Below are 26,607 nucleotides of genomic sequence, written 5' to 3'. Positions count from 1 at the left end.
ATACGAAATAGCATAGACATATTATTGAAGTCAAAATTCGAGAAAAAAGTCAAAACTAAAAGCATAATTTTAAAACTTGCCAATATAAAGTCGTTTCACAATTTAGTTTTCTACATTATTCTGAAATAATGATCTCAGTTTGACGTCTTCTTTCTATTGACAATTTAAAAGTCTCTGCTCTAAAATGATGTCATGCTATTGAACGGGGCGACACATATGTTGTTCACAATGACGGTGGTCGAGCTGAGTACTGATGAGGTGCCTCCGAGTCCGGTGGTAGCCAAATCGGCATACATCATTGTTGGTATTTCGATGTATCAGGTGATTAACGGGGACTTCTATCCGCTCAAGAACAACCCTTATAATGCCATGACATCGTCGAGGTGGATAAACCTTAGCAGATGATCAGGACAAGACATACCCTCAAGCTCCTCCGGATTATGGGACTGAGAGAACAAATGGCTCGATCACATATGATGGAGAGCACATCTGCTATATTATTGAGCTACCCGACCGGAATAACATCAAGCGGATCAGCTGCATCCCGATCAGTCATTACAGCAGATCGGTATGACGAATGCGCTAAACCGCGAAGGAATCTTGATCCACGCGGCGAACAATACTGAGAAGGAGCTGCTTGATTGCATTGCTCCAGTGACAGCACCGACAGGTGAAGGATAGGGTACCGGAAATGGAATGGCCCTAGCCAAGCTGAAAACACTGGTCTATTGCCATTGGGATATAGGGATCAAGTGTATTTGAGTATTCGGTAAGTCATTGGGGGGGCAGTAATAGACTATGGCTTTTTTTTGTGTCATCTTTAAGTTCTCCAGCTATATGAATCAAACTCGCTAAGCTCGGACAGTAATTCATATCAACGCCAGATCCCGTCAACGCTTGACAGTCAGAAAGCTATATTTTCTATTCTTTCTCCCTTCTTGTTTATTTAAAAGTGGTGTTGGGACTATTGAAAACGTAAAAAGTATGAAAAAAATCTTAACAAAATAGGGCAGGTGCTGCAGCTGGGGCTGGTGGCTTCTGTCAAACTACCGGGTAAGGTAGAGAATATATTAAAGTATGTGGCTCTTGGATTAGGGATACTGGAGACAAGATTGGATGCTGAGGCGGACGGCAGCAAGGCTCCGCCGGAAGTAAAAGATCGCCTGCTGGAGTAGAATGGTGCTGATGATATCCTGAAAAGGAGTGTGGACGATGAAAGTAAATGATATCCTTATCTCGGCTATCAGTGGTACAATTTGTTCGATTTGGGCCAGTGTCTCACTTGGCGACGCGTTGTAAACAGCCTTGACGGCGGTTTTGGGTGTCTTAGTCAGTTTCGCAACGAGCAGGTTATTGGGATATCTCTCTGGTAGAAAGAGGAATACCCCCTAGCTTGTATTCTTGAAATCATTTTGCTGAGGCGGATTCTATTCCTATTCTGATTAGTGCTATGTTGTAGAACAAGGCCACTTCTTGACCTAATCAAAAAATATTGATAATTTTGAAATATGAACAATAGAATCAAAAGAATTGCGAAAGGGATGTTTGAGCAGTTCAGGCACCGTAAGATTACGGAGTCCGAGTTTGTGCAGGCGGAGGCAAAAGCTAGGAATCTAGGGAGCTATATGGATGATTTCAATGTATTGATTGCGATGTGCAGGGATACAATTATAGGAAAGTATAAAATGGATAAATGGAATCTATCGATTATTATTGGAACGATTGTGTATGTTGTTTCGCCGATTGATGCAATTCCTGATTTTATTCTGGTCGGTGGATGGATTGATGATGTGGCTATTGTTGGTTATGCAATTCGTAAACTCAGTACAGAAATGGAACAGTACAAGCGTTCCAAATATGTCTGTGAAAACTAAAAAATAAAAAAAGGTACTGTTATAAATTCCAAATATTTAGACAAAAAAGTATTTTTGTATTCTAAAGAAGTTCAGCTACTGAACTATCTTGCGTAGTCTCGGTTTTCGGATCGAGACTACCTCTTTGGTAGTTTTCAATAAATTCAGTATCGTTTTTCCAAAGCGTATAAATCAACACTAAGAGTTTCCGCTGTATTGCCACCTATCCAATCATTTTCGATGCCTTATTGTTTTTATTGATTCTGATATAAGTTTCTTTTAATGCTTCATTTTACCTACAGGCCACCATCGCTGGGAAATAATGTGCATTTCTGATATATCTGTTTCCTTTCTTGGAGATCCTAGTCTTGCCTTTAATCGAGGTGCCAGATTCTCTTTGCACTACATCATAGCCGGAATAGCTAACCAATTGTTTTGAACTATGAATTTGCTCAAAACCCATTGTTTCAGCTAATATCGTTGCTACCGTAATCAATCCTACACCTTTTATCGTCAAAACCTTTCTGACATGCTCCTTCAGTACATCTTCCTTTTCGATAGCTTTCTTAATTTCTTTCAGGCATCTTTCGATTTCCTTATCTATCTCAGTAATGAGTTTTTTGTTGCTCTTGGTAATAAATACTTGGATATCATGTGCGCAGTCCTTGCTGTGACTAATATTGCCAAGTGTTGTCTTTTGTTCCTGAAGTTGAACATAGTAACGAGTTAGATTCATGAGCTGCAAGAGTGCGCTTGGTGGTGGGGACCACAACTTATGAACTCTCTCAATACCAAACTGACTTAGAATTCGCGCATCAACTGCATCTGTTTTTGTTTTCACATTAAGACTAGAGAAATAGTGTTTTGAGGTTTTGGGAAGCACAACATGAACCCTTTTTTTGATTTTGTATAGATGGTGGGCTAGGTTCTCATAATAAACGCCTGTGGCTTCCATGAGGAATACTAGCTCCGAATCTGATACAATCAGACCTTTCACCCAACGTAATAATTGATCGAAGCCTTTACTATCATTACCAAAGTCCAGGACCTTTGAGAACGTTAATTTGCCATCTTCCGCCTGTTGACATAAACAAGCTGTAAAGGTTGATTTTGAGACATCTATCCCAATGCATTGCTTTCTAATAGCCATAATTAAGAATTTAAATCATATCGACTCAATTCTCCTTCGTCTATCCTTTTGTTTTATTCAAGCTCGCTTCGCGGCCCTAAGTACTGTTCAGACTCCTGAGAATAAAATCGTGTGGGCGAAACCTTTTTTACGGTATAACTCAAAGTTTACCTAGCCACTTCTGGCCTCACACGAACAGCCAATATATTTTGCATAACAACAATATAATGACCTTTTTAAAATTCTCAGTAAAAATAAAAGCTACTTTTTAAAGGTAGCTTTTTTTATAAATTGTGGAAATACGCTTAGTGTTTAAAGTGCCTAAAACCTGTCGTTACCATGGAAATTCCTTTTTCGTTAGCCATGTCTATTGATAGTTGATCTTTGATTGAACCACCAGGTTGTAATACCGCCGCGATACCAGCTTCTGAAGCAATTTCCACACAATCTGGGAAAGGGAAGAAGGCATCCGATGCCATCGCACAGCCTTTAAGGTCAAAACCGAAAGAAATAGCCTTTTCAATAGCTTGTTTCAATGCATCTACACGAGAAGTTTGTCCTACACCTGAAGCTAACAATGTGCCATTTTTAGCAAATACGATTGTATTTGATTTGGTGTGTTTTACAATTTTGTTCGCAAAATAAAGATCCTCCAGTTGTTCTGCAGTTGGCTGTACATGTGTTACTGTAACCATTTGTTCAGGTCCTTCAATCGTATTGTCTTTATCTTGAAGAATGACGCCGTTCAATAAAGTTTTGAACTGTTGTCCTGGCAATGTAACCTCTTTACGAACCAAAATAATTCTGTTTTTCTTTGCGGTAAGTATAGCAATCGCTTCTTCAGAATAAGAAGGTGCAATCAACACTTCGAAGAATAATTTATTAATTTCTTCAGCTGTAGAAGCATCAACTTGACCATTCGTTATTAAAACTCCACCGAAAGCTGAAACCGGATCACAGGCTAAAGCATCTAACCAAGCTTGTTTGATTGTTGACCGTGAGGCAACCCCACAAGCATTTGTGTGTTTTAAGATCGCGAATGTAGGCTCTGTGAACTCATCAATCAAAGCAACGGCAGCATCAACATCAACCAAGTTGTTGTATGATAGTTCTTTACCGTTTAATTTGTAAAACATTTTGTCCAAATCGCCGAAGAAAACTCCTTTTTGATGCGGATTTTCACCATAACGTAACACTTGTGCTTTTTGCTCAGATTGTTTAAATACCTGAAGTGGATTTTCTTGATTGAAATAGTTAAAGATTGCTGTATCGTAGTGTGAAGACGTATTGAATGCACGTTTAGCAAATTCTTTACGTTGCTCCAATGAAGTGGAACCTTCCTGGTTTGCTAATATTTCTTCCAACGCTTTGTAATCATTTTTGGAAGAGATAATAACGACATCGTTAAAGTTTTTAGCGGCTGCGCGTATCAATGAAATTCCACCGATATCTATTTTTTCGATTATATCTTGCTCGGCTGCACCGGAAGCAACAGTTTCTTCAAATGGGTACAAATCCACAATAACCAAATCGATCTCAGGTATTTCATACTGAGCAAGCTGTTGTTGATCCGACTCAAGCGGGCGGCGTGCCAAAATACCGCCAAATACTTTTGGATGCAAGGTTTTTACACGACCTCCTAAAATAGAAGGGTAGCTGGTGAGGTCTTCAACTGGAACAACATCTATACCTAAATCTTTGATAAATGTTTCTGTTCCGCCAGTGGAATAGAAAGTAACACCGTATTTGTTTAATAATTCAACTAAAGGAGCGAGGCCGTCTTTATAATAGACTGAAACCAATGCATTTTTAATCTTTACAGGATGGTTCATTATGATGGATTTGTTTCGTGGCGCAAAGATAGGTATTTAAAATTTTGATATCAATAAATCAAGTACTTTAAAAATAAAGGAGAATCTATTTGTTAGACTCTCCTTTCTAAATCTTTTTAATTTATACCAAATTGAGCTTTAATTTAAGCTCTTCAGAAATTTGATTGGTTATATCCCAAATGGGTTCTGGCTCATCGGTATTATTAAATATGACCTGATCACAAGTATCCTTGTATGGTAATAGATACTCATTGTAGGATGGGAGCACATGATTCACCCATTTGTACATGACGTCGTCCTCAAAGTAGCCCCGTTCAACTAAATCGCGGTGTAAGCGTCGTCTTAATGCAATATCCTGATCAGCGCTTAAGAATATTTTATGATTGATTAAATTATTCACTTCCGTATAATAGAAAATAAAGAGGCCTTCAATAATTAAAATCGGTGCCGGTTTAATTTCTAATATTTTTGGTGTTAATGAAGGGTTGTTAAATGTATACTCTTCTTTATAGATGGTCTCACCGTTAAAAAGTGCCTTGATATCTTTATAAAAAGCGTCTCTGTCGATTGACGTCGGAATATCGAAATTATATAGCTTATTTTCTTCCTGAGTTTTGGTATTGGCAGGAATGTAATAATCATCTTGGGATATTAAAGTGACCTCATCTGGGTTAAAATGTTTTAAAAAACTATTTAAAAAAAAAGTCTTCCCAGAGCCACTACTTCCGGCAATTCCTATGACATACGGTTTGTTATTCATTCTTATTGTGCTATAAAAGCTATTTTATTTTGTTAATTTTCTAGCGGTAATCCGTATGCAATTTCAACTTGAAAGCGTTTGTCAAGTGCGCCTATACTTGCTGCAGCGGACTTTGATAACACCACAATTGCATTTTGGTTTTCAGCATTATCATTGAATTTACCGACCACTTTTGCATAAGTAACACTTTTTGTCATGGGGTTGGTAATTTTTAGAATGGTACCTACGGGAGCGCTTTTATGGAGTGCAAGGTTGCTGGTGCCCTGAGACGAAAGTCCATCAATCCACACACCGATTCCTCGTTCGGATTTTTCGCGTATTCCGTAGCGGTTTGTTGAAATTTGATTTTCTTCTTTATCATCATCGTCGGTAGAATCCGGCGTTACAATCTCGATTCCTTTAGGTTCAACCAATTTTGGTCTTTCTGGGGGCAGTGGCTGATTTGGAATCAAAAGCTTCATTCCACCACTAATAATGTTATTTTTTAAGTTGTTCGCTTTTTTGATATCTTCAACAGAAATACTGAATCTTTTCGATATGGCATAAAGTGTCTCTTTCTCACCAACAATATATTCAGTGAAACCCTCTTGCTGTTGTGGGTTACGAGAATTTGGCACTACTTTATTGCCGTGGTCATTGGTAATGGCCGATTTCGCTTTTCGACCAGTCGGAATTTTGACAATCTGACCAAGATTTAATGTTCCATTGCCGTTGATTTGGGTCAACTGGCCTACTGTTGTTTTATATTTTTTACTTAGCTGGTAATAATTATCTCCTTTTTCAATTTTGAAGAGAACGTATTCTTCTCCATTGACGACTTCAGTTCCAACTGAGTCAGGGATAAAATTTGTCCTTAAGGAAGTTGAACTTTTTGCTTCAACTTGTTGAATAGCTAATATCGCGATGGATAGAATAGCTATCTTTTTATATGTCTTTAATTCGAATAAAACTTTCATATATTTTGCAATTATACTAAATACGAAACAAACTCCCGTTTATTATCTGTCAAAAGGAATATTTGTTCGTGAATAAGAAAATAGATGTTGAAGAACTTTAGTCCTAGTTTGGAAACTGCAAGAGTAGTTGCTGTTATTTTTTCTTTTGTGGATTGCACTAACCTGATTTGATAACAATTATCTTTGTCTTTTTCATAGAAAACCCAAATAAAGTGGTCATTTACCCTATTAATCCAGATCTCGCCATCAATTGGGAAGTCCTTCAAAAAAAGGGGTATTTCACCATTGTAGATGATAGGATAGACGAGCGCACTGGCATAAGGTTTAATGGAATTCTCATTTTTGCTTTCAATCACCATCGTTTGGAGATTCAAAAATAGTTGTAATCCCTCTGCTATTACTTTGGGTCTAATAAGTAGTCCTTGGTCAACCATATTGATAAAAGTATAGTTGAACCAGGTTTCTTGTTGTTGTGGATTGTAACAATTGATTAGTTGTATGCCTGCATCAATTGGTGAATTATGCGCAATCTTCTTTAGTATCAATTTTTTACATTGGATTCCGCCTAATACCCATTCTTTGGCAATTGCCTTGAAGTCCCGTAAAACGTAAGTTCCTTCAAAAGTAATCACATTAAAATAGGGCAGGGTATCATCTGGATTTCTTGTCTCTACCGCAATCAATTTATTCTCCGCATCGATTTCGATCCGCCAAATCGGGTATGTAAAAATGAAATTGAATGCTTTTGAAATTGTGTGATTCGCCATGTAATTTTCAACCAAGAGGGCAAATTTACTAAAAGCTTTTAAATTATGGTTGCTGGGATGGTGATTAATGAAAAACGTCCAGACAAGCTGGACGTTTTTTCTGAGAAAAGGATCTCTTAAAATTTAGAGCCAATTGTCAATACCACATTGGTTCGTTGATTTTTTATATTGGCTATTGGACTTGTATTGCCAAAGTACTGTTCATCTATAAGGTAAGGTCTTTCTTCATATTTTATGGCATTATAAGCTCCTGTCAAATCAATATACATTCCCCGACCGAGTTTCGCACCAATACCTAAAGAAGCCGTATAGTTGGTATAATCTACATCTTTATAAGGATTGCCACTATAATTGAAACCAGCTCGACCACTTAATACATTATCAAATAAAACTTCACCACCGATTCGCGCATTAAATGCACCTTGGTAAGTATCTTTAATGTTTTGGTTCATGTTCTTTTCTAAACTTTTACTGTAGTTGCCAACATCTTTAAAACGCATGGCGGCATAATCTACCCATTCAACATCTGCGGTTATTAATCCTCTTGAAAAAACTTGACTAGCACCTACAGACAATTTATAGGGTGTATTCATATTGTATTCCAGGTAACTATGTCCTGCGTCATCACTGGTTCTGTATTCCTTGAAAGATTTATCTTCATCCCGATTAAAATAGCGGAATTCCGAATTGCTATAAGTTTCATCCCGAATACTCATAAATGTTGGCGACTTGGCTGTAAAGCCCATACTGAAAGTAGGTGTGAACTTATAGATTACCCCTAGTTTGAAATCTACACCTGTACCATCAGTTACTTGTATATAGTCATCAAATAACTCATAATCCTTGCCAAGAATTTTATTTTTTTCGACGTTTTTTGGATCTAAATATTCAGAACCTGGATTACGTTTTGCCAAATTTTCGGCGTTCAATGTTTTTCCATATTCAGTATACCAACTTGAATTGTCATAACTATAGGCTGTAAATCCTAAAGCTGCCCCCAAATATAATTTGTTGCTATAGTTTGCACCAAAAGATAATACAGATTCGGATTTACTGCCTTTTTCCAAAATAGAATTTACCTGATCAAAGCCATCCTTTCCATTAAAATTATCAAAGTCAGTAATAGGGAAATATCTTCCGTTATTGCCTGTTTCTTTATCAAATAATAAAGAGTTATTATAAACTTCCTGGCCCCAGCCATTCATACCGCCAGGTGACGATAGCTGGTCAGAATAAGCGTCAGAGATCGAACTTGTGTTATTTACTCCTCGATATTCTAGCAGATTATTATAGACATAATTGCGATTATAAGCAATACCGACATTGAAATTTAACCAGCCTTTATCTAAGTTGCCTCCGTTGCGATAAGTTGGCAAGTGAAAAACAATTCCAGCATTATCCAAGTTGAAATTATTCTTACTGCTATTTGAATTTTGGCCAAAATAGTCGGTTTTATTTTTATTGTTAAGGTATCTGGCTGTTACCGATACGTCAGACTGATTGAAGTAGCCCAAGCCGGCGGGGTTACTCGTAATCGAACTAATATCTCCACCTAATGCGGTAGAAGCGTTTCCCATGGCTTTAAAACGAGCTGTTCCACCATTGTCCCCTTGGGAAAATAAAAGTACATCTTTCGTATATTGCGCTTGAGTAGTCCCTGCTGCACCTAAAACGAATGCAGTTCCAAAAAGTAATTTTTTGATTGTCATATGCTGAAATGTCGTCAATAATAATCAGTAGCATACAAAATGTTGTATGCTACTGTTCAAATGCTTTTAACTATCGAGTACGTCCTCCACTTGATCTTGAGCTACCGCCTCCGGAGAAACCTCCACCCGAAGATCTAGAACTACCACCTCCAGAGAAACCACCACTAGAAGAGCGGGATGAACCACTATCATAGCTTCTTGTTGGAGGCGTATAGGTTGGTCTTGACGTCGAGCTTGGGTTGCTAGAACGTGTTTCCATGGAACGGCTCATCGGACGAGATACCTCCCCAGAGCTTGTGCGTGACCGCGTGCCATTATTATAGTAGCCACCTGTACTGCGTGTACTATTCGGGTAGGAACCGTTTACTCGCTCGGATGTTCTTGAACGCGTACCGTCTGAATAACCCCTGTTTGATATGCCATCGGAAGTTCTTGTTCTTCCTCCTGTTCTATCGTATGATGAACTACGCGATGAAACTGAACCATCCGTATTTCTCGATCTGCCAGTTACAGATGTGATTCTTCCTCTCGAATCACGCGCTACGCCAGTGCGATCATATCCGCCGGAATTTCGGGCAACGCCGTTACGGTCATACCCGCCTGAAGTCCGGGTTCTTGATGATGAACTTCGCGTATTATAGTTATCTCTGTATACAGATCTACTTGAAGCGTAACGAGGTCTCGAATTGCCCCAATAACCACCACCCCAGTATCCATTTCCGTACCAGCCTGATCCCCAGTAGCCACCGCCATACCAGCCACCCCAAGGTCTATAGCCTCCATACCAAGGAGATCCCCAGCCCCAGCTAGATCCCCAACCCCATCCAAGGCCGATCGACCACGATGATCCCCAACCAGAGTTCCATCCCCAGCCCATTCCAAATGATGGTCCGTATCCGTACCAACCACCGAAGCCATAGCCATACCATGGGTCAAAAAATGGGTCGAAATAGGTCATCCCTGGAGTTGCGTAATAAAAACGGTTGATACGATTAGCGTATTCGAGATCTTCATAGGAATCACTGTTGTAATCCTGATCGGAATATTCATCATCATAATAACCACCTTGTGCCTGTCCATTTGGTTGGGCCTGATCTGCATCCGTGTAATAATAATCTGGGCTTTGGTAAACCTTTTGTCTCGCTTGCCCACTATTGCCATAGACATCGTCGCCATAGATTTGCCTACTCGTACCGCAGGAACCCAGCATGAACGCTCCTGTTATGGCAAGTGCTCCGATAAATAATCTATTTTTTTTCATAATATCCTAAATCGTTATTTTCGATTATACAGCCTTATTTACTATCTTAGACGCAAATTTCTCGACGGGGTTTAATCGAAGTAATCAAAAATACAAATATTTTTTATTGAACGCTTTTCGTATTAGAATTGCAGACGAGATTTAACGTAAGAATGTTACAATAATTTATCAATTTCATATGAGTAAAGGAATAACAAGTCGTGCAGAAGATTATTCGCAATGGTATAATGAGCTTGTGATCAAAGCTGATCTCGCTGAAAATTCAGCTGTACGAGGCTGTATGGTGATTAAACCATACGGATACGCTATCTGGGAAAGAATGCAAGCAATCTTAGACAAAAGATTTAAAGAAACAGGTCATAGCAATGCTTATTTCCCTTTATTCATTCCCAAGTCGTTTTTTTCTAAAGAAGCAGCCCATGTGGAAGGTTTTGCTACTGAATGTGCAGTGGTAACACATTATAGATTAAAAAATGATGGCACAGGTAAGATTGTTGTGGATGAGGAGGCGAAGCTCGAAGAAGAGTTGATTGTACGTCCGACTTCCGAAACGATTATATGGAATACCTACCGCGGATGGATTGAGTCTTATCGTGATCTTCCAATTTTGGTGAACCAATGGGCGAACGTAGTACGCTGGGAAATGCGTACGCGCCTTTTCTTGCGTACAGCGGAATTTTTATGGCAGGAAGGACACACAGCTCATGCAACAAAAGAGGAAGCCATCGCTGAAACAGAACGCATGCTGGATGTCTATGCGGAGTTTGCGGAGAATATTTTAGCTGTACCCGTTGTTCGTGGTAGAAAAACCGAAAACGAACGTTTTGCAGGCGCCTTGGATACTTATTGTATTGAAGCATTGATGCAAGATGGAAAAGCATTACAAGCAGGAACCTCTCATTTTCTTGGCCAAAACTTTGCAAAGGCGTTTGACGTGAAATTTACGTCTAAAGAAGGAAAATTGGAGCATGTTTGGGCAACTTCTTGGGGTGTTTCTACGCGTTTGATGGGTGCATTGATTATGGCACACTCGGACGATCAGGGATTGGTATTGCCACCAAAATTGGCACCAATTCAAGTTGTTATCGTTCCGATTTTTAAGACGGAAGAAGAAAAAGCACAGATTGATGGGTTTGTGAATCAGTTGACAAATGAGTTGAAGATAAAAGATATTTCTGTAAAATATGACGATCGGGATACACAGCGTCCTGGTTTTAAATTTGCAGAATGGGAATTAAAAGGTGTCCCTGTACGTGTAGCTGTTGGCGCAAGAGATATGCAAAACGGTACTGTAGAGTTGGCGCGTCGCGATACACAAACGAAAGAAACTGTTGCTCAGGAAGGTTTAGCGGGTACTATTGCACAGCTGCTAGATACAATACAGGAAAATATATACCAAAAGGCTTTAAACTTCAGAACATCTCATTTTACGGAGGTTAATTCTTATGATGAGTTTAAAGAAGTGTTGGAAGGAAAAGGTGGGTTTATCTCTTGTCACTGGGATGGAACAACAGAAACAGAAAAACGTGTCAAAGAAGAAACCAAGGCAACGATTCGTTGTATTCCTTTGGACGCGAAAGAAGAGGAAGGTATCTGTATCTTTACTGGAAAACCTTCGAATAGACGCGTGCTTTTTGCTAAAGCTTATTAATAGTTTCGTCGTATGAAGATACTCATTTTGGGATGCGGTTGGCTCGCAGAGTCTTTTGCGATACACATGAAGCGTCAAGGCCATGAGGTTTGGGCAAGTACGACAACATATGAAAAATACCATCGGCTTAAAGCTGATGGTATTTTTTCGTTTATCCTAGACTTTGATTGTGAAAGCTTTCCAGAAAAGGCCGATTTACCTGATCAATTTGACTTCGTATTGAACAGTATACCCGCAAGTCAGAAAAATAGTTTAACGGTTATTGAAAACAGATTTTCAAACATCAAATTATTTTTTGGTCATATTACATGGAGAAAACAGGTTTTCTTGAGTTCTATTGGGATCTATCCAGACAAAGATGTTGTATTTGATGAGTCCTATGCTGATACAGCAGAGCTTTCGTCAAAACTCTTCCTCGCGGAGAAGTGTATGTTGGGATTGGCTCATACCATTGTTTATCGTTTAGGAGGTCTATTTGGTAAAAATCGTGTTTTTGCCAAATATTTTTCCGAACGTATCTGTACGACAGGGGAGCAGCCAGCCAATTTTGTTCATATCGACGATGCGGTCAAGCTAATAGAGGAGGCATCTTGCCATTTGCTAAGACATGCTATTTATAATGTTGTTGCACCCTTACATCCAAAGAAAATGGATGTTATTCTAGCCTCGGCAAAAAAATATGGCTATGCTTTGCCGCTAGCATTCGAAGCCACGGATGCCGTTCAAAAAATCGTTAGCGGAAAATTACTTCAAGAGGAATTGGAATATCAGTTTATCTTACCGGATCCTTTGCAATTTTGATTTATTTCTATTTGAAAAGAAAAATGAATTTGTGATTATCAAGGTGAAAAAATTAAATAATTTCATTATTTTAACCTTAATTCTACTGAGGGAAATTTAAGTAGAATGTCATATTTGTTGAAATTTATCGATATCGAAGGATATTTTCCAGATATCGACATATTCCTTTAAACAAACCGATAATAGATTTAGTATTTTAACAGCTTATTATAATAGAGCCATGACAAATGTAGAGAGACATCAATATATCTTAAAACAATTAAAGGAAGTCGGCGTAGTTCAAGTAATTGATCTATGTGAGGAATTGGGTGTTTCCTCCGTGACCATTCGGAAAGATTTGACCTTGTTGGAAGATAGCGGATTGTTGTTTAGAACGCATGGCGGGGCAACACAGTATAATCCTTATACGACTGACCGTACCGTATTCGAAAAAGAGAAGCTTCGTTCGGACGATAAGAGTAGAATAGGTAAAAAGGCCGCTGAAATGATCGAAGAAAATGATTCAATTATTATTGCTTCAGGGACAACCATGCAGTCGCTGGCGAAGCAGATTGTTCCTAAAGGGAATATTACCGTAGTAACATCTGCATTGAATGTCGCTATGGAATTAATAAAATATCCTTCGGTTGAAATCATGCAGATGGGAGGGACACTTCGTAAAACGTCTACATCTGTAACTGGAAAATATGCGGAAAATTTATTGCAGGATTTTTATTGCAGTAAATTGTTTTTGGGGGTAGATGGGATTGATCTGGAATACGGCGTATCAACGTCTAGTGCTCAGGAAGCACAATTAAATCGCATTATGATTGATACAGCGCAAAAAGTTGTTGTACTGGCAGACTCTTCTAAATTTGGACGTCGAAGTTTCGGACGAATTTGTGGTTTTGATAAAATTGATGTGCTAATTACAGACGATAAAGTAAATTCAAGCTTTGTTGAATCGTTGGAAAAAGCTGGGGTCAATGTTATTGTTGTATAAAAAAAGCTGTCCAGTTAAGGACAGCTTTTCTAGTTAAGCTGGTTCTTGCTGACTTAAACAATGAAAACTTCCTAATCCCCAAATAATATCAACCGAATTGATACCGACGACTTTGCGAGTCGGGAAACAGCTTTGGATGATATCTAGCGCTCTTTGGTCATTTTTGTCATTGAAGATCGGTACAACTACGACTTCGTTTGCAATATAGAAGTTTGCATATGAAGCAGGTAATCTGGTGTCGTCATAGATAACCGGTGCCGGCATTGGAAGTTCAATAATACGAAGTGATTCGCCATTTAAAAGCTTGAATGAACGAAGTGTTTCTAGATTTTCTTGAAGTATTTCATAGTTTTCGTCTGTCGGATCTTCTTCCACGACAGTTAAAACCGTTGTTTCGTTAACAAAACGAGTAATGTCATCAATATGCCCATCTGTATCATCGCCAACGATACCATCTCCTAGCCATAGCACTTGCTCCTGTCCGTAAAATTCTTTTAAATAAGTCTCTACTTGTTCCTTTGTTAGGTGCGGATTTCGGTTTTCATTCATTAGACAGGCTGTCGTAGTCATAATAGTTCCTGCTCCATTGAATTCAACTGAACCACCCTCCATGACGATATCCGGGGTAAATAAAGGAAGGTTAAATTCTTTGGCAATGCGTGTCGGAACGACATCGTCTAAATCGAAAGGCGGATATTTCCCGCCCCATGCGTTATAGCCCCAATCGACAACTGCTTTTTGATTTGTTGTCTGGTTGATGATAAAAGCCGGGCCGTGATCCCTGCACCAAGCATCGTTGGTCGGATTAAAATAGAACTCAATATTGCTAAAATCTGCTGTTACTTTTTTTAATGCTTCAATCGCAAAATCTCGCATTTCTTCATTCGCAACGTTAATTCTTACTTTCTGCCCAGCTGCTACGACTTTAATAAATTCGCAATAAGGTTTGTAGATAGTTTCGATTTTCCCTGGCCAAGATTCCTCTTTATGTGGCCAGCTCAACCATAAAGCCTCTTGCTTTGCCCATTCTGCGGGAAATGAGAATCCCTGATTTTTGGGGGAATTGTCAAAATATGCCTGTGTGAATGTCTTTTTTTGTGCCATACTTATTTTAAAGGGGATTAAAAAAGCCATTTCAGTTCGTATCTGCACGGCTATGTGCGTTCGAAACCGAAATGGCTTGTATATCCAATATTAGTCTTCGTCTATAAAACGCTTGGTGATCGGTGCGTATGTTTCGATTCTTCGGTCTCTCAAAAATGGCCAATGTTTTCTGAAATAGTCCGATTCATTTAAGTCCAATTCGACAACCTCAATTTCTTCTTTGTCATGTGAACCGAGGTAAAGCAATTTTCCCTGTCCGTTCGTTACGAAGCTTCCGCCCCAGAACTTCATTGCACCATTTTGTTCAAATCCTACGCGGTTAACGGATACAACAGGAACACCATTAGCGACTGCATGTGAGCGTTGTATTGTTTGCCATGCGTTATATTGATCTTTGTTGGTCTCCTCATCTTGGTCTGTTGCCCATCCAATGGCAGTCGGGTAGAATAAGATTTCTGCACCCATCAACGCAGTGATTCGAGATGCTTCAGGATACCATTGATCCCAGCAGATTAATATACCTACTTTTCCAAATTTTGTTTTGAATACTTTGTAGCCTAAATCCCCTGGTGTAAAATAGAATTTTTCATAAAACGCAGGATCATCGGGAATATGCATTTTGCGATACTTCCCTAGATAGGAACCATCAGCATCTAATACAGCGGTTGTGTTATGATACAGTCCTTCAGCTCTCTTTTCAAATAATGAAGCGATAATGACGACTCCTGCTTCTTTGGCAACAGCTGATAGTGCATCGGTCGATGGCCCAGGGATAGATTCAGCCAATGCGAAATTGTCATAATCTTCTACATCGCAGAAATATAAAGAGGTAAATAGTTCTTGCAGACACACAATTTGCGCACCTTTTGCAGCGGCTTCTTTTACTTTAGCGATAGCTTTTTCGAGATTCTCTTGTTTGCTTGCGGTACAGCTCATCTGTACAACTCCAACTTTTACTTTGCTCATTCTTTAATGCTTATTTTAATTCAAGCACAAAGATACTATTCTTAATTTGGATTTGGTCGGTAGGGAAAGCAAAAAGAGCTCTTAGAGCTCTTTTCTTAATCTTGCCACGGGAATATTTAATGCCTCCCGATATTTCGCTACTGTTCGCCGTGCGATATTGTAGCCTTTTTCTTTGAGAATCTCGGTGAGTTTCTCATCAGCCAATGGTTTCCGTTTATTTTCTTTTGAAATACACTCCTCTAATATTTTTTTAACTTCTTTATTAGAAACTTCTTCTCCAGAATCTGTTTGTATGGCTTCGGAGAAAAATGATTTTAGTAGAAACGTTCCAAATTCTGTTTGTACATATTTTGAATTTGCTACCCGTGACACCGTGGATATATCCATGTCGATTTTATCAGCGATATCTTTCAATATCATGGGTTTTAACTTTCGATCATCACCTGTAAGGAAATAATCGTATTGGTATTCCATAATTGCATTCATTGTTTTGAGTAAAGTTTGTTGACGCTGTTTTATTGCATCTATAAACCATTTGGCTGAGTCAAGTTTTTGTTTGACAAATTGCACAGCCTCTTTCATTTTTTTATCCTTTTGATCCGATTTCTCGTAATGTTCAAACATGTGTTGGTAATCACGACTTATGCGGAGCTCAGGTGCATTTCGGCCATTTAAAGTCAAATGCAGTGTTCCATCATTATTGCTGATATGGAAATCCGGGATAATATGTAGTTGCTTGCCTGCTACTGCGCCAGAATCTCCTGGTTTTGGATTAAGTTTTAGAATTTCGTTGACTACGTTTTTTAAATCTTCTGATGAAACGCCTAAAGATTTTTCTAATTTATCATAATGCTTTTTAGTGAATTCTTCCAGGTAATTCGCTACGACTTTAATAGCGAGTTTGATTGTGGGATTTTGTGTGTCCTTTTTTTGTAATTGGATCAATAGGCACTCTTGCAGATCTCGTGCTCCAATTCCTGCAGGCTCAAAATCTTGAATTACCTTTAGCATATCCAATACTTCCTGTTCATCGGTCATTACATTTTGGCCAAAAGCGAGGTCGTCGACAAGATTGATGATGGGCCGGCGTAAATAGCCGTCATCGTCCAGACTGCCAATAATTTGCTGGCCAATTAAAAAGTGCTTGTCATCTAAAGCTAAAAGGTCTAATTGTTGTTGTAACTGCTCATAAAAGGAGTGCTGAATTGCAACAGGCATTTCTTTTCGGTCGTCATCGTCATCTCCGTAGTCATAGCCATTGCCATAATCTTTGAAATCATCTTCCTGGATATAGTCTTCTAAACTAAAGTCTTCTGAATCGAATCCGTCTTCATTGTCAAAGTTGTCATCTGGATCTTTATCGGGGTATTCTTCTATAGGATCGGTCATATTAGTCAAGCTACCATCTTCTAACGCAGGGTTTTCTTCTAATTCTTCCTTGATTCTCGCATCTAATGAAACAGTCGGAACCTGCAACAATTTTATAAATTGTATTTGCTGCGGGGACAATTTCTGTAATAGCTTTTGTTGTAATGTTTGTTTTAACATGCTAATAGTTGACTTTTTTACATCTAAATTTAAACAAATATCATTATTATTTTAAAATAAAATCGATAATAAATAAAAAATGGGTATAATATTTGTGGAACGCGGGAAAAAGTTGCAAAGAAATTTGAGACTAGGCCTTTTTCTACCTATAGGTCTTTTGTTGTTTAATCGTGGCTGTAATTTCCAAAATCCACCCTTTCGAATTATGTCGTATTTTACAGTTGTTTGGCAGGTGTTTTTTATTGTTAAAAAATGTAAATAGTTGATTACAGCGATTTATTTAGTTGTATATTTAGCCCCTGAAAATAGATAAAAAGGCATATTGGACGGGCGTAAAACCTTTTGCTGGTCGGATGTGTTGAATATAAGATAAATTTCCATTTATGTTTAAACGTATTAAGAATAGGATTCTTCGTTATCTCCTTATAGCAATATATTTTATCATTATATTGGTGTGTGCTATACAATTGAATTTTCTGTGGCTCTTTGGTTATTCTCCGACAAAAAAGGATATTGTTATGCCCAGTGTGAATATCTCCACGGAATTATACACGGCAGATAGTGTTTTAATTGGTCGTTATTTCGACGAGGATAGAAATCCAATTCCATTTGATAGCATTCCGAAGTCTGTTACTAATGCGTTGATAGCAACTGAGGATGTGCGTTTTTATAGTCATAATGGTGTTGATTTTTTTGGTCTAGGGTCAGGTATTATCTCTACATTAAAAGGGGATAAGCGTGGTGCAAGTACAATTACGCAACAGTTAGCTAAAAATCTTTATCGTACACGTTATAATAAGGCCGGTGGATTGTTGACGCGTCTTCCCGTCGCGGGCTTGGTGATCACGAAGTTTAAGGAGTGGATGACGGCTTATAAATTGGAGCAACGTTATTCCAAAAATCAGATATTGGAGATGTATTTAAATACGGTATCCTTCAGTAATAATGCCTATGGGATTGAAACTGCTGCAAAGCGCTATTTTTCAAAAGGAGCGAATCAATTGAATCAGACCGAAGCTGCTGTTTTGATTGGCATGTTAAAAGGTACGACTTTATATAATCCTATTCGTAATCCCGAAAATGCTTTTGTGCGAAAAAACACCGTTTTAAGTCAAATGTATAAAGGTGGTTTTCTGAAAAAAGAAGAGTATGATAATCTGGTTAAGGAGAAGATTGTTTTGAATACAAATAGTCAAGATCTTAATGCGGGTGGAGATTCTTACTTACGTGCTGCAGTAGCTAAGTGGTTGGAAAAATGGTCTGAGGATAACAATTATGATATCTATACAGACGGTTTGAAAATTTACACGACGATAAATTCTAAACTTCAAAAGCATGCTGAAGAGGCTGTGGCGAAACAAATGATTGAATTACAGCAACGTCTAAATAACACCTGGGAGGGACAGGAGCCTTGGCGTGATTTATCAGGTAAAGTTATCCCCAACTTCCTGGATAATTTGGCAAAGAAAACTCCTTATTATGCTTTTTTGAGTAAGAAATATGCAAATACCCCTGATAGCATCAATTACTTTCTGAATAAAAAGAAGAAGATCGAAGTTTATAATTGGAAGGATGGCAGTAAGATCGAAAAGGATATGTCTACAATGGATTCTTTGAAATATTATGCCATGATGTTAAATGCAGGCATGATGTCTATGGATCCGTATTCGGGTGAAATTAAAGCATGGGTGGGTGGGATCAACCATCAATATTTTAAGTATGATCACGTGATGCAGGCGAAGCGACAAGCGGGGTCTACATTTAAACCTTTTGTATACTTGGCTGCCTTGGAGTCAGGGATGTCTCCATGTGATAAGATTACCGACAAGCCTGTTACGATCAAGATTGATAAAGGGGATTCCGTGGAGATATGGGAACCTAAAAATGCAGACTGGAATTTTTCCTATCGTGAAATGTCGTTGCGTCATGCAATGGCACGTTCCATCAATTCGGTTACGGTTCAGTTAACTGACATGGTTACGCCTGCGAAAGTTGTTGATGCGGCACATCGTTGTGGTATCACAAGTAAATTAAATCCGGTTGCCTCTGTGGGGTTAGGGCCTAATGATGTTTCTGTTTTTGAAATGGTGAATGGGTACTCGACGATGATGAATCACGGTGAGCGTGTCACTCCTTTATTAGTGTCTAAGATCGAAGATCATGATGGTAATGTTATTGCTACTTTTCAGGCGGAGCGCAAACAAGTGGTGGATAAGCAAGATGCCTGGTTGATGACGTATATGTTGCGTGGTGGTATGGAAGAACCTGGGGGTACATCTCAGGGATTGTGGGAATGGGATTTATTTGATAAGGAAAATGAAATCGGCGGAAAGACAGGTACTTCTTCGGAATATGTGGATGGCTGGTATATGGGGGTGACCAAAGACTTGGTTACAGGTGTTTGGGTTGGTTGTGACGAGCGGAGTATTCACTTTAAAAATTCTCATTCGGGAGAAGGTTCTCGTACAGCATTACCGATATTTGGGGTATATATGGAGTCTGTTTATAAAGATAAACAGTTGGGGTATACGCAAGGTAAGTTTCCTAGTCCTACAGTTGAAATTACGAAATCTTACAAGTGCGAAACTCCGCGTTATAGTGATCCAGAGCCAGATCAGAGTGATTCCACACAGGTAGAAGAGCCCGCTGATGAAGGATTTATCGGACCTGAGGAAGAGGGAGCGGAGCATCCTGTTGAGCGTAATCATGAAGGTGCTGATAGTGGAACGAGTAGCGAAGGGTCATCCTCGTTGGAGGAGGTTGGTAGTCAAAACTGATACTACTTATTAAAGAGGATTCTATCTAAAAAATAAAGATGGCCCCCTAGTTTAACTAAGGTGGCTTTTTTTATGCTAGGCTGCGTGGTTGGAATCTCTCTTGGCGAACGCTTGGTGTTGCTGTGGAAAAAGATTATTCCAGTTAGGGTTGTATTTACGAATGAGCCGTTCGACTTGCATGGTTGTAAAATGTTGTAGTTCGCTTATTCTCTTATTGGCGGTCTCTGAATTCGTGAAAGATTCTGTGTAGATTATTCGATTTAAACTGGGGCCTTGGTTGAAAATAAAACTATTGGATTGCTGTAATTCCATTACTGTACTAAAGATGTTGGAACTGAGGCCGATTTTGAAGTGTTTACGATTGTTGTCAGTTGATATATATACAATAAAATTGTTCATAATGCTAAATTATTTGGACGTTTAAAATATATTTACTAATTTTATTGGCACAATATTACTAATAAAATTAGTTTTTGCAAAATATTTTTTTGAAAAAATAATATGTCAAATATTTCGTCCAATCTGAAGTTCCTTCGAAAAGGAAAAAAAATCACACAGCAACAATTTGCTGATCTTATGGAAATTAAGCGTGCGTCTGTGGGCGCGTACGAGGAAGATCGAGCAGAGCCCAAATATGAGTTATTAAAGAAGATTGCCGAATTCTATGGTTTGACTATGGATGAATTGGCAAACGATGTTATTGATGATAAATGGAAGCCGGTTCCCAAAAGCAATGCCTCAAATTTAAGGGTGCTTAGTGTGACTGTAGATGCGGATGATCGTGAAAATATCGAACTTGTTCCGGTTAAGGCTAGTGCCGGGTATTTAAATGGGTATGGTGATCCGGAATATGTTGCTGAGTTGCCTAAGTTTTCGCTGCCTATGTTTGGTCAGGGGACATTTCGTGCTTTTGAAATAAAAGGGGATTCGATGTTGCCTTTACCTTCTGGTTCTATTATTGTGGCCGAATACGTAGAAAATTGGCATGATATTAAACCAGGAAGTACCTATATTGTCGTGTCGAAAGAAGATGGTGTGGTGTATAAACGCGTTGCTTTTAAATTTAAAGAGGATAAAGGTTTGAAGCTTGTTTCTGATAATAAGACCTATGAGCCTTATTGGGTAGAGACTGCTGATATTCTTGAAGTGTGGAAGGCTAAGGCTTTTATCAGTACACAGCTGCCCGAACCTACTCCGGAGCCAACCATAGAAACCCTGACAAGCATGATGGCGCAAATGCAGAAGACGATTAATGCAGTGGTGGATGGTTCTAAATAGTGGAGAATTATCTACGTATTTTTATTATTTAGTCACGCTGTGAAGATGATTGCAAGGACTGAGGAGCGATCGATAGCTTATTTTTATAGGGACTGTAGGTATATTGAATATAAAAACAATCTATCTAAGTTTGTTTTTTATTTTATAAAATGCTATATTTGCATATCTGAAAGGAAGGGGGCTCGTATTGCCCCCTTTTTTTAATTCAATTAATTTAGCATTTCTAGAAACAGAACAATGCAGCATATAGAAAAGAGAGTTATTGAACTCATCGCGGAAAAAATTGCAGATCGCGAGGATTTGTTTATCGTCAGTGTGAAGATGCGCCCAAATAAAATTCTCGAGATTCTTTTGGACGGAGATAATGGTGTGAATATTGATGATTGCGCACAGGTGAGCCGTCATGTTGGTTTCCACTTGGAGGAGGAAAATGTAGTTGATGATGCTTACCGTTTAGAGGTTTCATCTCCAGGTATTGATGCTAATTTTGTTAATATCCGACAGTATCAAAAGAATATAGGTCGTACAGTTCAGGTAAAGTTGAACGATAATACAAAAGTTGAAGGTACATTATTGACCGTAGACGAGATGAAGATCAATGTTCTTCAAAAGATAAAAGAAAAAGGTAAAAAAGCACAAGAGGTAGAAAAAGAACTTCCTTTTGATCAAATAAAAGCAACAAAAGTGGTAATTTCATTTTAATAATAATGAGTAACAGCAACATCAATCTGATAGACTCTTTTCAAGAGTTTAAGGAGTTTAAGAATATCGATAGACCTACTGTTATTACAGTATTGGAAGAGGTTTTTCGTAGTATGATCCGTCGTCGTTTTGGTACGGATGAAAATGTGGATGTTATCGTGAATCCAGATAACGGAGATTTGGAGATTTGGAGGACGCGTGTCGTTGTTGAAGATGAGTTTTCAGAAGATGATGACCTTGAAATCGAATTAGCGGAAGCTAGAAAGCATGATGAAGATTTGGAAGTAGGTGATGATTTTATTGAACAGATCACATTGGAAAGCTTTGGTCGTCGTGCAATTTTAGCGGCACGTCAGACGCTTGTATCTAAGGTTTTGGAATTGGAAAAAGACGAGGTCTTTAAGAAATATAAAGATAGAGAAGGAGAGTTGGTCATTGGTGAGGTCTATCAGATTTGGAAAAAGGAGATCTTGGTATTGGATGAGGACGGGAATGAATTAATTCTTCCTAAATCAGAGCAAATCCCAGCTGACTATTTCAAAAAGGGAGATGGCATTCGCGCAGTTGTGCATAAAGTAGATATGATGAATAATAATCCGAAGATTATTATTTCACGTACTGCACCTGCGTTCTTACAACGTTTATTTGAACTTGAGGTTCCTGAGATTTTCGATGGTTTGATTACGATCAAGAAAATCGTTCGTGAGCCAGGGGAAAGAGCAAAGGTTGCTGTTGAGTCTTATGACGATCGTATTGATCCTGTAGGAGCTTGTGTTGGTATGAAGGGGTCTCGTATTCATGGTATCGTTCGTGAGCTGCGTAATGAGAATATTGATGTAATTAATTTTACAACAAATCATTCGTTGTACATCGCTCGTGCTTTGAGCCCTGCAAGAATTAGCTCAATCAAAATCGATGAAGAAAATAAGACTGCGGCTGTATATTTAAAATCGGATCAAGTTTCTTTAGCCATTGGACGTGGGGGACATAATATTAAATTGGCTGGTAAATTGACTGGTTATGAAATAGATGTTTATCGCGAAAATGACGAGTTTGATGAAGATGTCGATATCGAAGAATTCAGCGATGAGATTGAAAGCTGGGTTATTGATGAATTGAAGCGTGTCGGCTTGGATTCAGCGAAGTCGGTGTTGTCTCTTAGCGAGGAAGAGCTGGTTAGACGTACCGATTTGGAAGAGGATACTGTTCGTGAGATTGTACGTATTTTACAAGCTGAATTTGAATAAAATTCAGCTCGTTAATTTTTTTCTATCTAACATTCGGAATAAATTGTTTATGGATGGAAAAAAACATATTTTTGTAATTATATTAAAATAGTTTATATTATAGATGACTGAAGGAAAAGGAACAAACTTGCTTAAAGCAGCAAAGGAACTCAACATCGGGATACATACCGCCGTGGAATGTTTAGTGAAAAAAGGATATGATGTAGAAGCAAAGCCTAACACTAAATTGAGCGGAGAGATGTATGGTGTGCTGTTAAAAGAGTTTCAGGGAGACAAATCACTGAAAGATGAAGCTAAACAAATTGTGATTGGCAAAATTCGTCGTGAGGAGTCGCCGTCCTCTTCTCCTAAGGAATCATCTAAGAATGAGGATTTCGAAGATCATGATGAATCCAAGGAAATCTTGGTCAAGAATACAGTAGAAATCCCTTCTGTTAAGGAAACTACTCCTGCAAAAGTGGAGGAGCCCGTTCATCAAGGTGGTATGAAGGTGGTTGGTAAGATTGATCTTGACGCATTGAATAGAGGCGGAAGTAAGGTCAAGAAGGAAGAACCTGTTAAGGAGGAACCAAAAACCATTAAAGAAACGCCTGTAGAGGCTAAAGCTGAAGCTAAGGTGGAAGAAAAGAAGGAAGCCGAAGTCAAAGCGCCTATTGTTGAAGCGAAAAAAGAAGAACCAAAGGTTATTGAAAAGAAGCCGGAAGTTGTTGTACCAAAAGCTGAAATAGAAAAACCCGAAGTAAATAAAACTGAAGTAAAAGCAACTCCGGTTGTAGAGACAAAAACTGAACCTGTGAAGGTAGAAGACAAGAAAAAAGAAGAAACAGCGCCGAAAGCTGTGCCAGTAACTCCAATAGTGGAGCCTGCGAAAAAACAAGGAGATGAAATTATTTCTGCTCGTGCGGAAAGATTGACAGGTCCTAAAGTCATTGGTAAAATTGAATTACCATCTGCTAGACCTTCCCACAAACCAGTGGCTTCATCTTCAAATGCTGGAAATAATAATGAGAAACGTAAGCGTAAGCGTACGAATCCAAATGGTCCAGTAAACCCAAATGCGGGGCAAGGTCAAGGTCATAATAATCAAAACCGTGGACCGCGCGATGGTAACAATCCCAACAACCGGGACCAACAAGGAGGTAACCGAGGTGGGAATCATGGTCCTAACAACAACCCGAACAATCGTCAAGGGCAAAACAACAACCAACACCCAGGTAGACCGGGACAAGGAGGTAACAACCAACACTCAGGTAGACCAGGACAAGGTACGAGACCGCAACACGGTAATCGTTTTGACAATAGAGGTAAGGGAAGACCTGTTGAGAATAAGGAAGAACCTACTGAAAAGGAAATCCAAGATCAAATCAAAGCAACACTTGCTCGTTTGAGTGGTGCAGGTAAATCTGGTAAATTTGCGCAACGTGCCAAATTGAGACGTCAGAAACGTGATGATGTTGCTCAACATGCGGAAGAAGCTGCAATGGAGCAAGAAATGATGGCAAAAGTATTGCGTGTTACAGAGTTCGTAACTGCAAACGAATTAGCTAATTTGATGGACGTTCAGGTAACCCAAATTATTGCAACTTGTATGAGTTTGGGTATGTTCGTGTCAATTAATCAGCGTTTAGATGCGGAAACTTTAACCATTGTAGCGGATGAATTTGGTTATCAGGTAGAGTTTATCAAACCTGAGGATGAGGAGACTGCTGAATTGGAGGAACCGGATACAGAAGAGAACTTGATTTCAAGAGCGCCTATTGTAACGGTCATGGGACACGTCGACCATGGTAAGACCTCTTTACTGGATTATATCCGTAAGGCGAACGTTACTTCTGGTGAGGCGGGTGGTATCACCCAACATATCGGTGCATACGCGGTGAAATTGGAGGATGGTCGGAAGATCACTTTCTTGGATACTCCTGGTCACGAGGCTTTTACAGCGATGCGTGCCCGTGGTGCCAAAGTAACAGATATTGTTATTATTGTTATCGCAGCTGACGACGCCGTCATGCCGCAAACAAAAGAAGCGATCAACCACGCGCAGGCAGCAGGAGTTCCAATCGTATTTGCATTTACTAAAGTAGATAAACCGGGAGCAAATCCTGATAGAATCCGTGAGCAGCTTTCTGCGATGAATATCTTAGTTGAAGACTGGGGCGGTAAGTTCCAAGCGCAAGAGATTTCAGCAAAAACGGGGGAAAATGTTGACCTATTATTAGAGAAAGTTCTATTGGAAGCTGAGATGTTAGATCTAAAAGCTGATCCGAAAAAACGTGCTGTTGGTTCAGTAATTGAAGCAGCTTTGGATAAAGGTCGTGGTATCGTGACAACGGTGTTGATACAAAGTGGTACATTACGTGTTGGAGACCCTATTTTAGCGGGATCGCATTCAGGTAAGGTGAAGGCTTTGACTAATGAAAGAGGTGAACGTGTTAAAGAGGCGGGACCTTCTGTTCCAGTGCAAATCTTGGGTATGGCCGGCGCACCAACAGCAGGGGATAAGCTTTATGTTCTTGAAAGCGAGTCTGAAGCTAGAACTGTAGCTAACAAACGTCTTCAGTTACAACGCGAGCAAGGCATGCGTGCAACTAAACATATTACCTTGGATGAAATCGGTCGTCGTTTGGCTATCGGTAACTTTAAAGAACTTAATATTATCGTTAAAGGTGATGTGGACGGTTCTATTGAAGCATTATCAGATTCATTATTGAAATTGTCTACTGACGAAATTCAGGTTAATATCATTCACAAATCAGTGGGTGCAATCTCTGAATCAGATGTATTGTTAGCTTCTGCTTCCGATGCGATTATCATAGGTTTCCAAGTACGTCCAACACAAAACGCACGTAAGTTGGCAGAGAACGAGCAAATTGATGTACGTTTATATTCGATCATCTATGATGCGATTGATGAAATCAAATCTGCGATGGAGGGTATGTTGGCGCCGAAATTTGAAGAGAAAATCGTTGCTGAGGTTGAAATCAGAGAAACCTTCAAAATTTCTAAAGTGGGTACGATTGCCGGATGTATGGTTAAAGAAGGTAAGATCAATAGAAATAATGATATCCGCATAATCAGAGATGGTGTTGTAATTCATACTGGTAAACTGGCATCGTTGAAACGTTTTAAAGACGATGTGAAAGAAGTTTCAATGGGTTATGAATGTGGTTTGAATATTGACCGTTTCAACGATATTCAAGTAGGAGATATTGTTGAAGCTTACGAACAAGTTGAAGTGAAACGTAAATTGTAATCACTTAGTGGTACACTAATAAAACAGAAAG

Annotated in this window: 23 protein-coding genes; 12 read left to right on the top strand and 11 right to left on the bottom strand. The window is 39.0% G+C overall.

Features of this window, described 5'->3' with window-relative positions; all coding sequences use genetic code 11:
• Positions 1 to 192 precede the first annotated feature (192 nt).
• The 4 genes from B4Z90_RS02030 (at position 193) to B4Z90_RS02015 (ending at position 1,874) form a co-directional block, all read left to right on the top strand.
• Complete coding sequence (locus B4Z90_RS02030) at positions 193 to 405, top strand: hypothetical protein (protein ID WP_286801290.1); 213 nt, start codon at positions 193 to 195, stop codon at positions 403 to 405.
• Positions 406 to 466: 61 nt separating this feature from the next.
• Positions 467 to 574 carry a hypothetical protein gene (locus B4Z90_RS25105; RefSeq protein WP_376784083.1) on the top strand — a complete coding sequence of 36 codons (108 nt, stop codon included), beginning with the start codon at positions 467 to 469 and terminating at the stop codon, positions 572 to 574.
• Between the two features lie 439 nt (positions 575 to 1,013).
• Positions 1,014 to 1,175, top strand: a complete 162-nt coding sequence (locus B4Z90_RS02020) for a hypothetical protein (RefSeq protein ID WP_286801287.1) — start codon at positions 1,014 to 1,016, stop codon at positions 1,173 to 1,175.
• 333 nt (positions 1,176 to 1,508) lie between these two features.
• Positions 1,509 to 1,874, top strand: coding sequence for a YkvA family protein (locus tag B4Z90_RS02015; RefSeq protein ID WP_286801286.1), 366 nt, complete (start codon positions 1,509 to 1,511; stop codon positions 1,872 to 1,874).
• 271 nt (positions 1,875 to 2,145) lie between these two features.
• Here B4Z90_RS02015 and B4Z90_RS02010 read toward each other — a convergent pair whose 3' ends face one another.
• The 7 genes from B4Z90_RS02010 to B4Z90_RS01980 form a co-directional block, all read right to left on the bottom strand.
• Positions 2,146 to 3,003, bottom strand: coding sequence for an IS110 family transposase (locus tag B4Z90_RS02010; protein WP_286801285.1), 858 nt, complete (start codon positions 3,001 to 3,003; stop codon positions 2,146 to 2,148).
• Positions 3,004 to 3,287: 284 nt separating this feature from the next.
• Positions 3,288 to 4,814 (bottom strand): bifunctional phosphoribosylaminoimidazolecarboxamide formyltransferase/IMP cyclohydrolase, encoded by a 1,527-nt coding sequence (purH, locus tag B4Z90_RS02005; protein WP_286801284.1) that lies wholly within the window; start codon positions 4,812 to 4,814, stop codon positions 3,288 to 3,290.
• Positions 4,815 to 4,935: 121 nt separating this feature from the next.
• Entirely contained in the window at positions 4,936 to 5,574 is a 639-nt protein-coding gene (locus B4Z90_RS02000; protein ID WP_286801283.1) for a uridine kinase family protein, read from the bottom strand.
• A 32-nt stretch (positions 5,575 to 5,606) separates the two neighbouring features.
• Entirely contained in the window at positions 5,607 to 6,530 is a 924-nt protein-coding gene (locus B4Z90_RS01995; RefSeq protein ID WP_286801282.1) for a LysM peptidoglycan-binding domain-containing protein, read from the bottom strand.
• An 11-nt stretch (positions 6,531 to 6,541) separates the two neighbouring features.
• Positions 6,542 to 7,297 carry a hypothetical protein gene (locus B4Z90_RS01990; protein ID WP_286801281.1) on the bottom strand — a complete coding sequence of 252 codons (756 nt, stop codon included), beginning with the start codon at positions 7,295 to 7,297 and terminating at the stop codon, positions 6,542 to 6,544.
• 116 nt (positions 7,298 to 7,413) lie between these two features.
• The gene (locus tag B4Z90_RS01985) at positions 7,414 to 9,006 is read right to left on the bottom strand and encodes an OmpP1/FadL family transporter (protein WP_286801279.1); all 1,593 of its coding nucleotides are present in this window, start codon (positions 9,004 to 9,006) and stop codon (positions 7,414 to 7,416) included.
• Positions 9,007 to 9,076: 70 nt separating this feature from the next.
• On the bottom strand, positions 9,077 to 10,267 hold the full coding sequence (locus B4Z90_RS01980; RefSeq protein WP_083296034.1) for a hypothetical protein: 1,191 nt from the start codon (positions 10,265 to 10,267) through the stop codon (positions 9,077 to 9,079).
• Between the two features lie 178 nt (positions 10,268 to 10,445).
• On the opposite strand from B4Z90_RS01980, the gene proS reads away from it, so the two are divergent.
• The 3 genes from proS to agaR all read left to right on the top strand — a co-directional run bounded on the left by proS (position 10,446) and on the right by agaR (position 13,701).
• Positions 10,446 to 11,918 (top strand): proline--tRNA ligase, encoded by a 1,473-nt coding sequence (proS, locus tag B4Z90_RS01975; protein WP_286801277.1) that lies wholly within the window; start codon positions 10,446 to 10,448, stop codon positions 11,916 to 11,918.
• Positions 11,919 to 11,930: 12 nt separating this feature from the next.
• A complete protein-coding gene (locus tag B4Z90_RS01970) occupies positions 11,931 to 12,719 on the top strand; it encodes a GDP-L-fucose synthase (protein WP_286801276.1) in 789 nt (262 codons plus the stop codon).
• A 220-nt stretch (positions 12,720 to 12,939) separates the two neighbouring features.
• Positions 12,940 to 13,701: a transcriptional repressor AgaR gene (agaR, locus tag B4Z90_RS01965; protein ID WP_286801275.1), complete on the top strand. Its 762-nt coding sequence runs from the start codon at positions 12,940 to 12,942 to the stop codon at positions 13,699 to 13,701.
• Between the two features lie 33 nt (positions 13,702 to 13,734).
• Here the strand turns inward: agaR and B4Z90_RS01960 are convergent, their stop codons facing one another.
• The 3 genes from B4Z90_RS01960 to rpoN all read right to left on the bottom strand — a co-directional run bounded on the left by B4Z90_RS01960 (position 13,735) and on the right by rpoN (position 17,319).
• The gene (locus B4Z90_RS01960; RefSeq protein ID WP_286801274.1) at positions 13,735 to 14,805 is read right to left on the bottom strand and encodes an agmatine deiminase family protein; all 1,071 of its coding nucleotides are present in this window, start codon (positions 14,803 to 14,805) and stop codon (positions 13,735 to 13,737) included.
• A 90-nt stretch (positions 14,806 to 14,895) separates the two neighbouring features.
• Entirely contained in the window at positions 14,896 to 15,771 is an 876-nt protein-coding gene (locus B4Z90_RS01955; protein WP_286801273.1) for a carbon-nitrogen hydrolase, read from the bottom strand.
• Between the two features lie 81 nt (positions 15,772 to 15,852).
• Complete coding sequence (gene rpoN / locus B4Z90_RS01950) at positions 15,853 to 17,319, bottom strand: RNA polymerase factor sigma-54 (RefSeq protein ID WP_075993380.1); 1,467 nt, start codon at positions 17,317 to 17,319, stop codon at positions 15,853 to 15,855.
• Between the two features lie 383 nt (positions 17,320 to 17,702).
• On the opposite strand from rpoN, the gene B4Z90_RS01945 reads away from it, so the two are divergent.
• Positions 17,703 to 20,096, top strand: a complete 2,394-nt coding sequence (locus tag B4Z90_RS01945) for a penicillin-binding protein 1A (RefSeq protein ID WP_083663678.1) — start codon at positions 17,703 to 17,705, stop codon at positions 20,094 to 20,096.
• A gap of 75 nt (positions 20,097 to 20,171) precedes the next feature.
• Here the strand turns inward: B4Z90_RS01945 and B4Z90_RS01940 are convergent, their stop codons facing one another.
• Positions 20,172 to 20,495, bottom strand: a complete 324-nt coding sequence (locus B4Z90_RS01940) for a hypothetical protein (protein WP_075993378.1) — start codon at positions 20,493 to 20,495, stop codon at positions 20,172 to 20,174.
• Positions 20,496 to 20,597: 102 nt separating this feature from the next.
• Between B4Z90_RS01940 and B4Z90_RS01935 the strand changes: the two genes are divergently transcribed.
• The 4 genes from B4Z90_RS01935 (at position 20,598) to infB (ending at position 26,576) form a co-directional block, all read left to right on the top strand.
• The gene (locus B4Z90_RS01935) at positions 20,598 to 21,374 is read left to right on the top strand and encodes an XRE family transcriptional regulator (protein WP_070567758.1); all 777 of its coding nucleotides are present in this window, start codon (positions 20,598 to 20,600) and stop codon (positions 21,372 to 21,374) included.
• Positions 21,375 to 21,611: 237 nt separating this feature from the next.
• Positions 21,612 to 22,076, top strand: coding sequence for a ribosome assembly cofactor RimP (rimP, locus tag B4Z90_RS01930; protein WP_070567756.1), 465 nt, complete (start codon positions 21,612 to 21,614; stop codon positions 22,074 to 22,076).
• Positions 22,077 to 22,081: 5 nt separating this feature from the next.
• The gene (gene nusA / locus B4Z90_RS01925; RefSeq protein ID WP_070567754.1) at positions 22,082 to 23,323 is read left to right on the top strand and encodes a transcription termination factor NusA; all 1,242 of its coding nucleotides are present in this window, start codon (positions 22,082 to 22,084) and stop codon (positions 23,321 to 23,323) included.
• Between the two features lie 103 nt (positions 23,324 to 23,426).
• Positions 23,427 to 26,576, top strand: a complete 3,150-nt coding sequence (infB, locus tag B4Z90_RS01920) for a translation initiation factor IF-2 (protein ID WP_070567751.1) — start codon at positions 23,427 to 23,429, stop codon at positions 26,574 to 26,576.
• Positions 26,577 to 26,607: the final 31 nt, after the last annotated feature.

The sequence above is a fragment of the Sphingobacterium sp. UBA5639 genome (assembly GCF_002421245.1).
In the GTDB taxonomy this organism is placed as follows: Bacteria; Bacteroidota; Bacteroidia; order Sphingobacteriales; family Sphingobacteriaceae; genus Sphingobacterium; species Sphingobacterium multivorum.
This window is presented reverse-complemented; position numbering and strand designations above follow the sequence as displayed.

Bases quoted from the DNA above. Each gene is read 5' to 3' on its own strand.
- B4Z90_RS02030 (WP_286801290.1), top strand. From the start codon at position 193: ATGCTATTGAACGGGGCGACACATATGTTGTTCACAATGACGGTGGTC.
- B4Z90_RS02015 (WP_286801286.1), top strand. From the start codon at position 1,509: ATGAACAATAGAATCAAAAGAATTGCGAAAGGGATGTTTGAGCAGTTC.
- B4Z90_RS02010 (WP_286801285.1), bottom strand. From the start codon at position 3,003: ATGGCTATTAGAAAGCAATGCATTGGGATAGATGTCTCAAAATCAACC.
- purH (WP_286801284.1), bottom strand. From the start codon at position 4,814: ATGAACCATCCTGTAAAGATTAAAAATGCATTGGTTTCAGTCTATTAT.
- B4Z90_RS02000 (WP_286801283.1), bottom strand. From the start codon at position 5,574: ATGAATAACAAACCGTATGTCATAGGAATTGCCGGAAGTAGTGGCTCT.
- B4Z90_RS01995 (WP_286801282.1), bottom strand. From the start codon at position 6,530: ATGAAAGTTTTATTCGAATTAAAGACATATAAAAAGATAGCTATTCTA.
- B4Z90_RS01990 (WP_286801281.1), bottom strand. From the start codon at position 7,297: ATGGCGAATCACACAATTTCAAAAGCATTCAATTTCATTTTTACATAC.
- B4Z90_RS01985 (WP_286801279.1), bottom strand. From the start codon at position 9,006: ATGACAATCAAAAAATTACTTTTTGGAACTGCATTCGTTTTAGGTGCA.
- B4Z90_RS01980 (WP_083296034.1), bottom strand. From the start codon at position 10,267: ATGAAAAAAAATAGATTATTTATCGGAGCACTTGCCATAACAGGAGCG.
- proS (WP_286801277.1), top strand. From the start codon at position 10,446: ATGAGTAAAGGAATAACAAGTCGTGCAGAAGATTATTCGCAATGGTAT.
- B4Z90_RS01970 (WP_286801276.1), top strand. From the start codon at position 11,931: ATGAAGATACTCATTTTGGGATGCGGTTGGCTCGCAGAGTCTTTTGCG.
- agaR (WP_286801275.1), top strand. From the start codon at position 12,940: ATGACAAATGTAGAGAGACATCAATATATCTTAAAACAATTAAAGGAA.
- B4Z90_RS01960 (WP_286801274.1), bottom strand. From the start codon at position 14,805: ATGGCACAAAAAAAGACATTCACACAGGCATATTTTGACAATTCCCCC.
- B4Z90_RS01955 (WP_286801273.1), bottom strand. From the start codon at position 15,771: ATGAGCAAAGTAAAAGTTGGAGTTGTACAGATGAGCTGTACCGCAAGC.
- rpoN (WP_075993380.1), bottom strand. From the start codon at position 17,319: ATGTTAAAACAAACATTACAACAAAAGCTATTACAGAAATTGTCCCCG.
- B4Z90_RS01945 (WP_083663678.1), top strand. From the start codon at position 17,703: ATGTTTAAACGTATTAAGAATAGGATTCTTCGTTATCTCCTTATAGCA.
- B4Z90_RS01940 (WP_075993378.1), bottom strand. From the start codon at position 20,495: ATGAACAATTTTATTGTATATATATCAACTGACAACAATCGTAAACAC.
- B4Z90_RS01935 (WP_070567758.1), top strand. From the start codon at position 20,598: ATGTCAAATATTTCGTCCAATCTGAAGTTCCTTCGAAAAGGAAAAAAA.
- rimP (WP_070567756.1), top strand. From the start codon at position 21,612: ATGCAGCATATAGAAAAGAGAGTTATTGAACTCATCGCGGAAAAAATT.
- nusA (WP_070567754.1), top strand. From the start codon at position 22,082: ATGAGTAACAGCAACATCAATCTGATAGACTCTTTTCAAGAGTTTAAG.
- infB (WP_070567751.1), top strand. From the start codon at position 23,427: ATGACTGAAGGAAAAGGAACAAACTTGCTTAAAGCAGCAAAGGAACTC.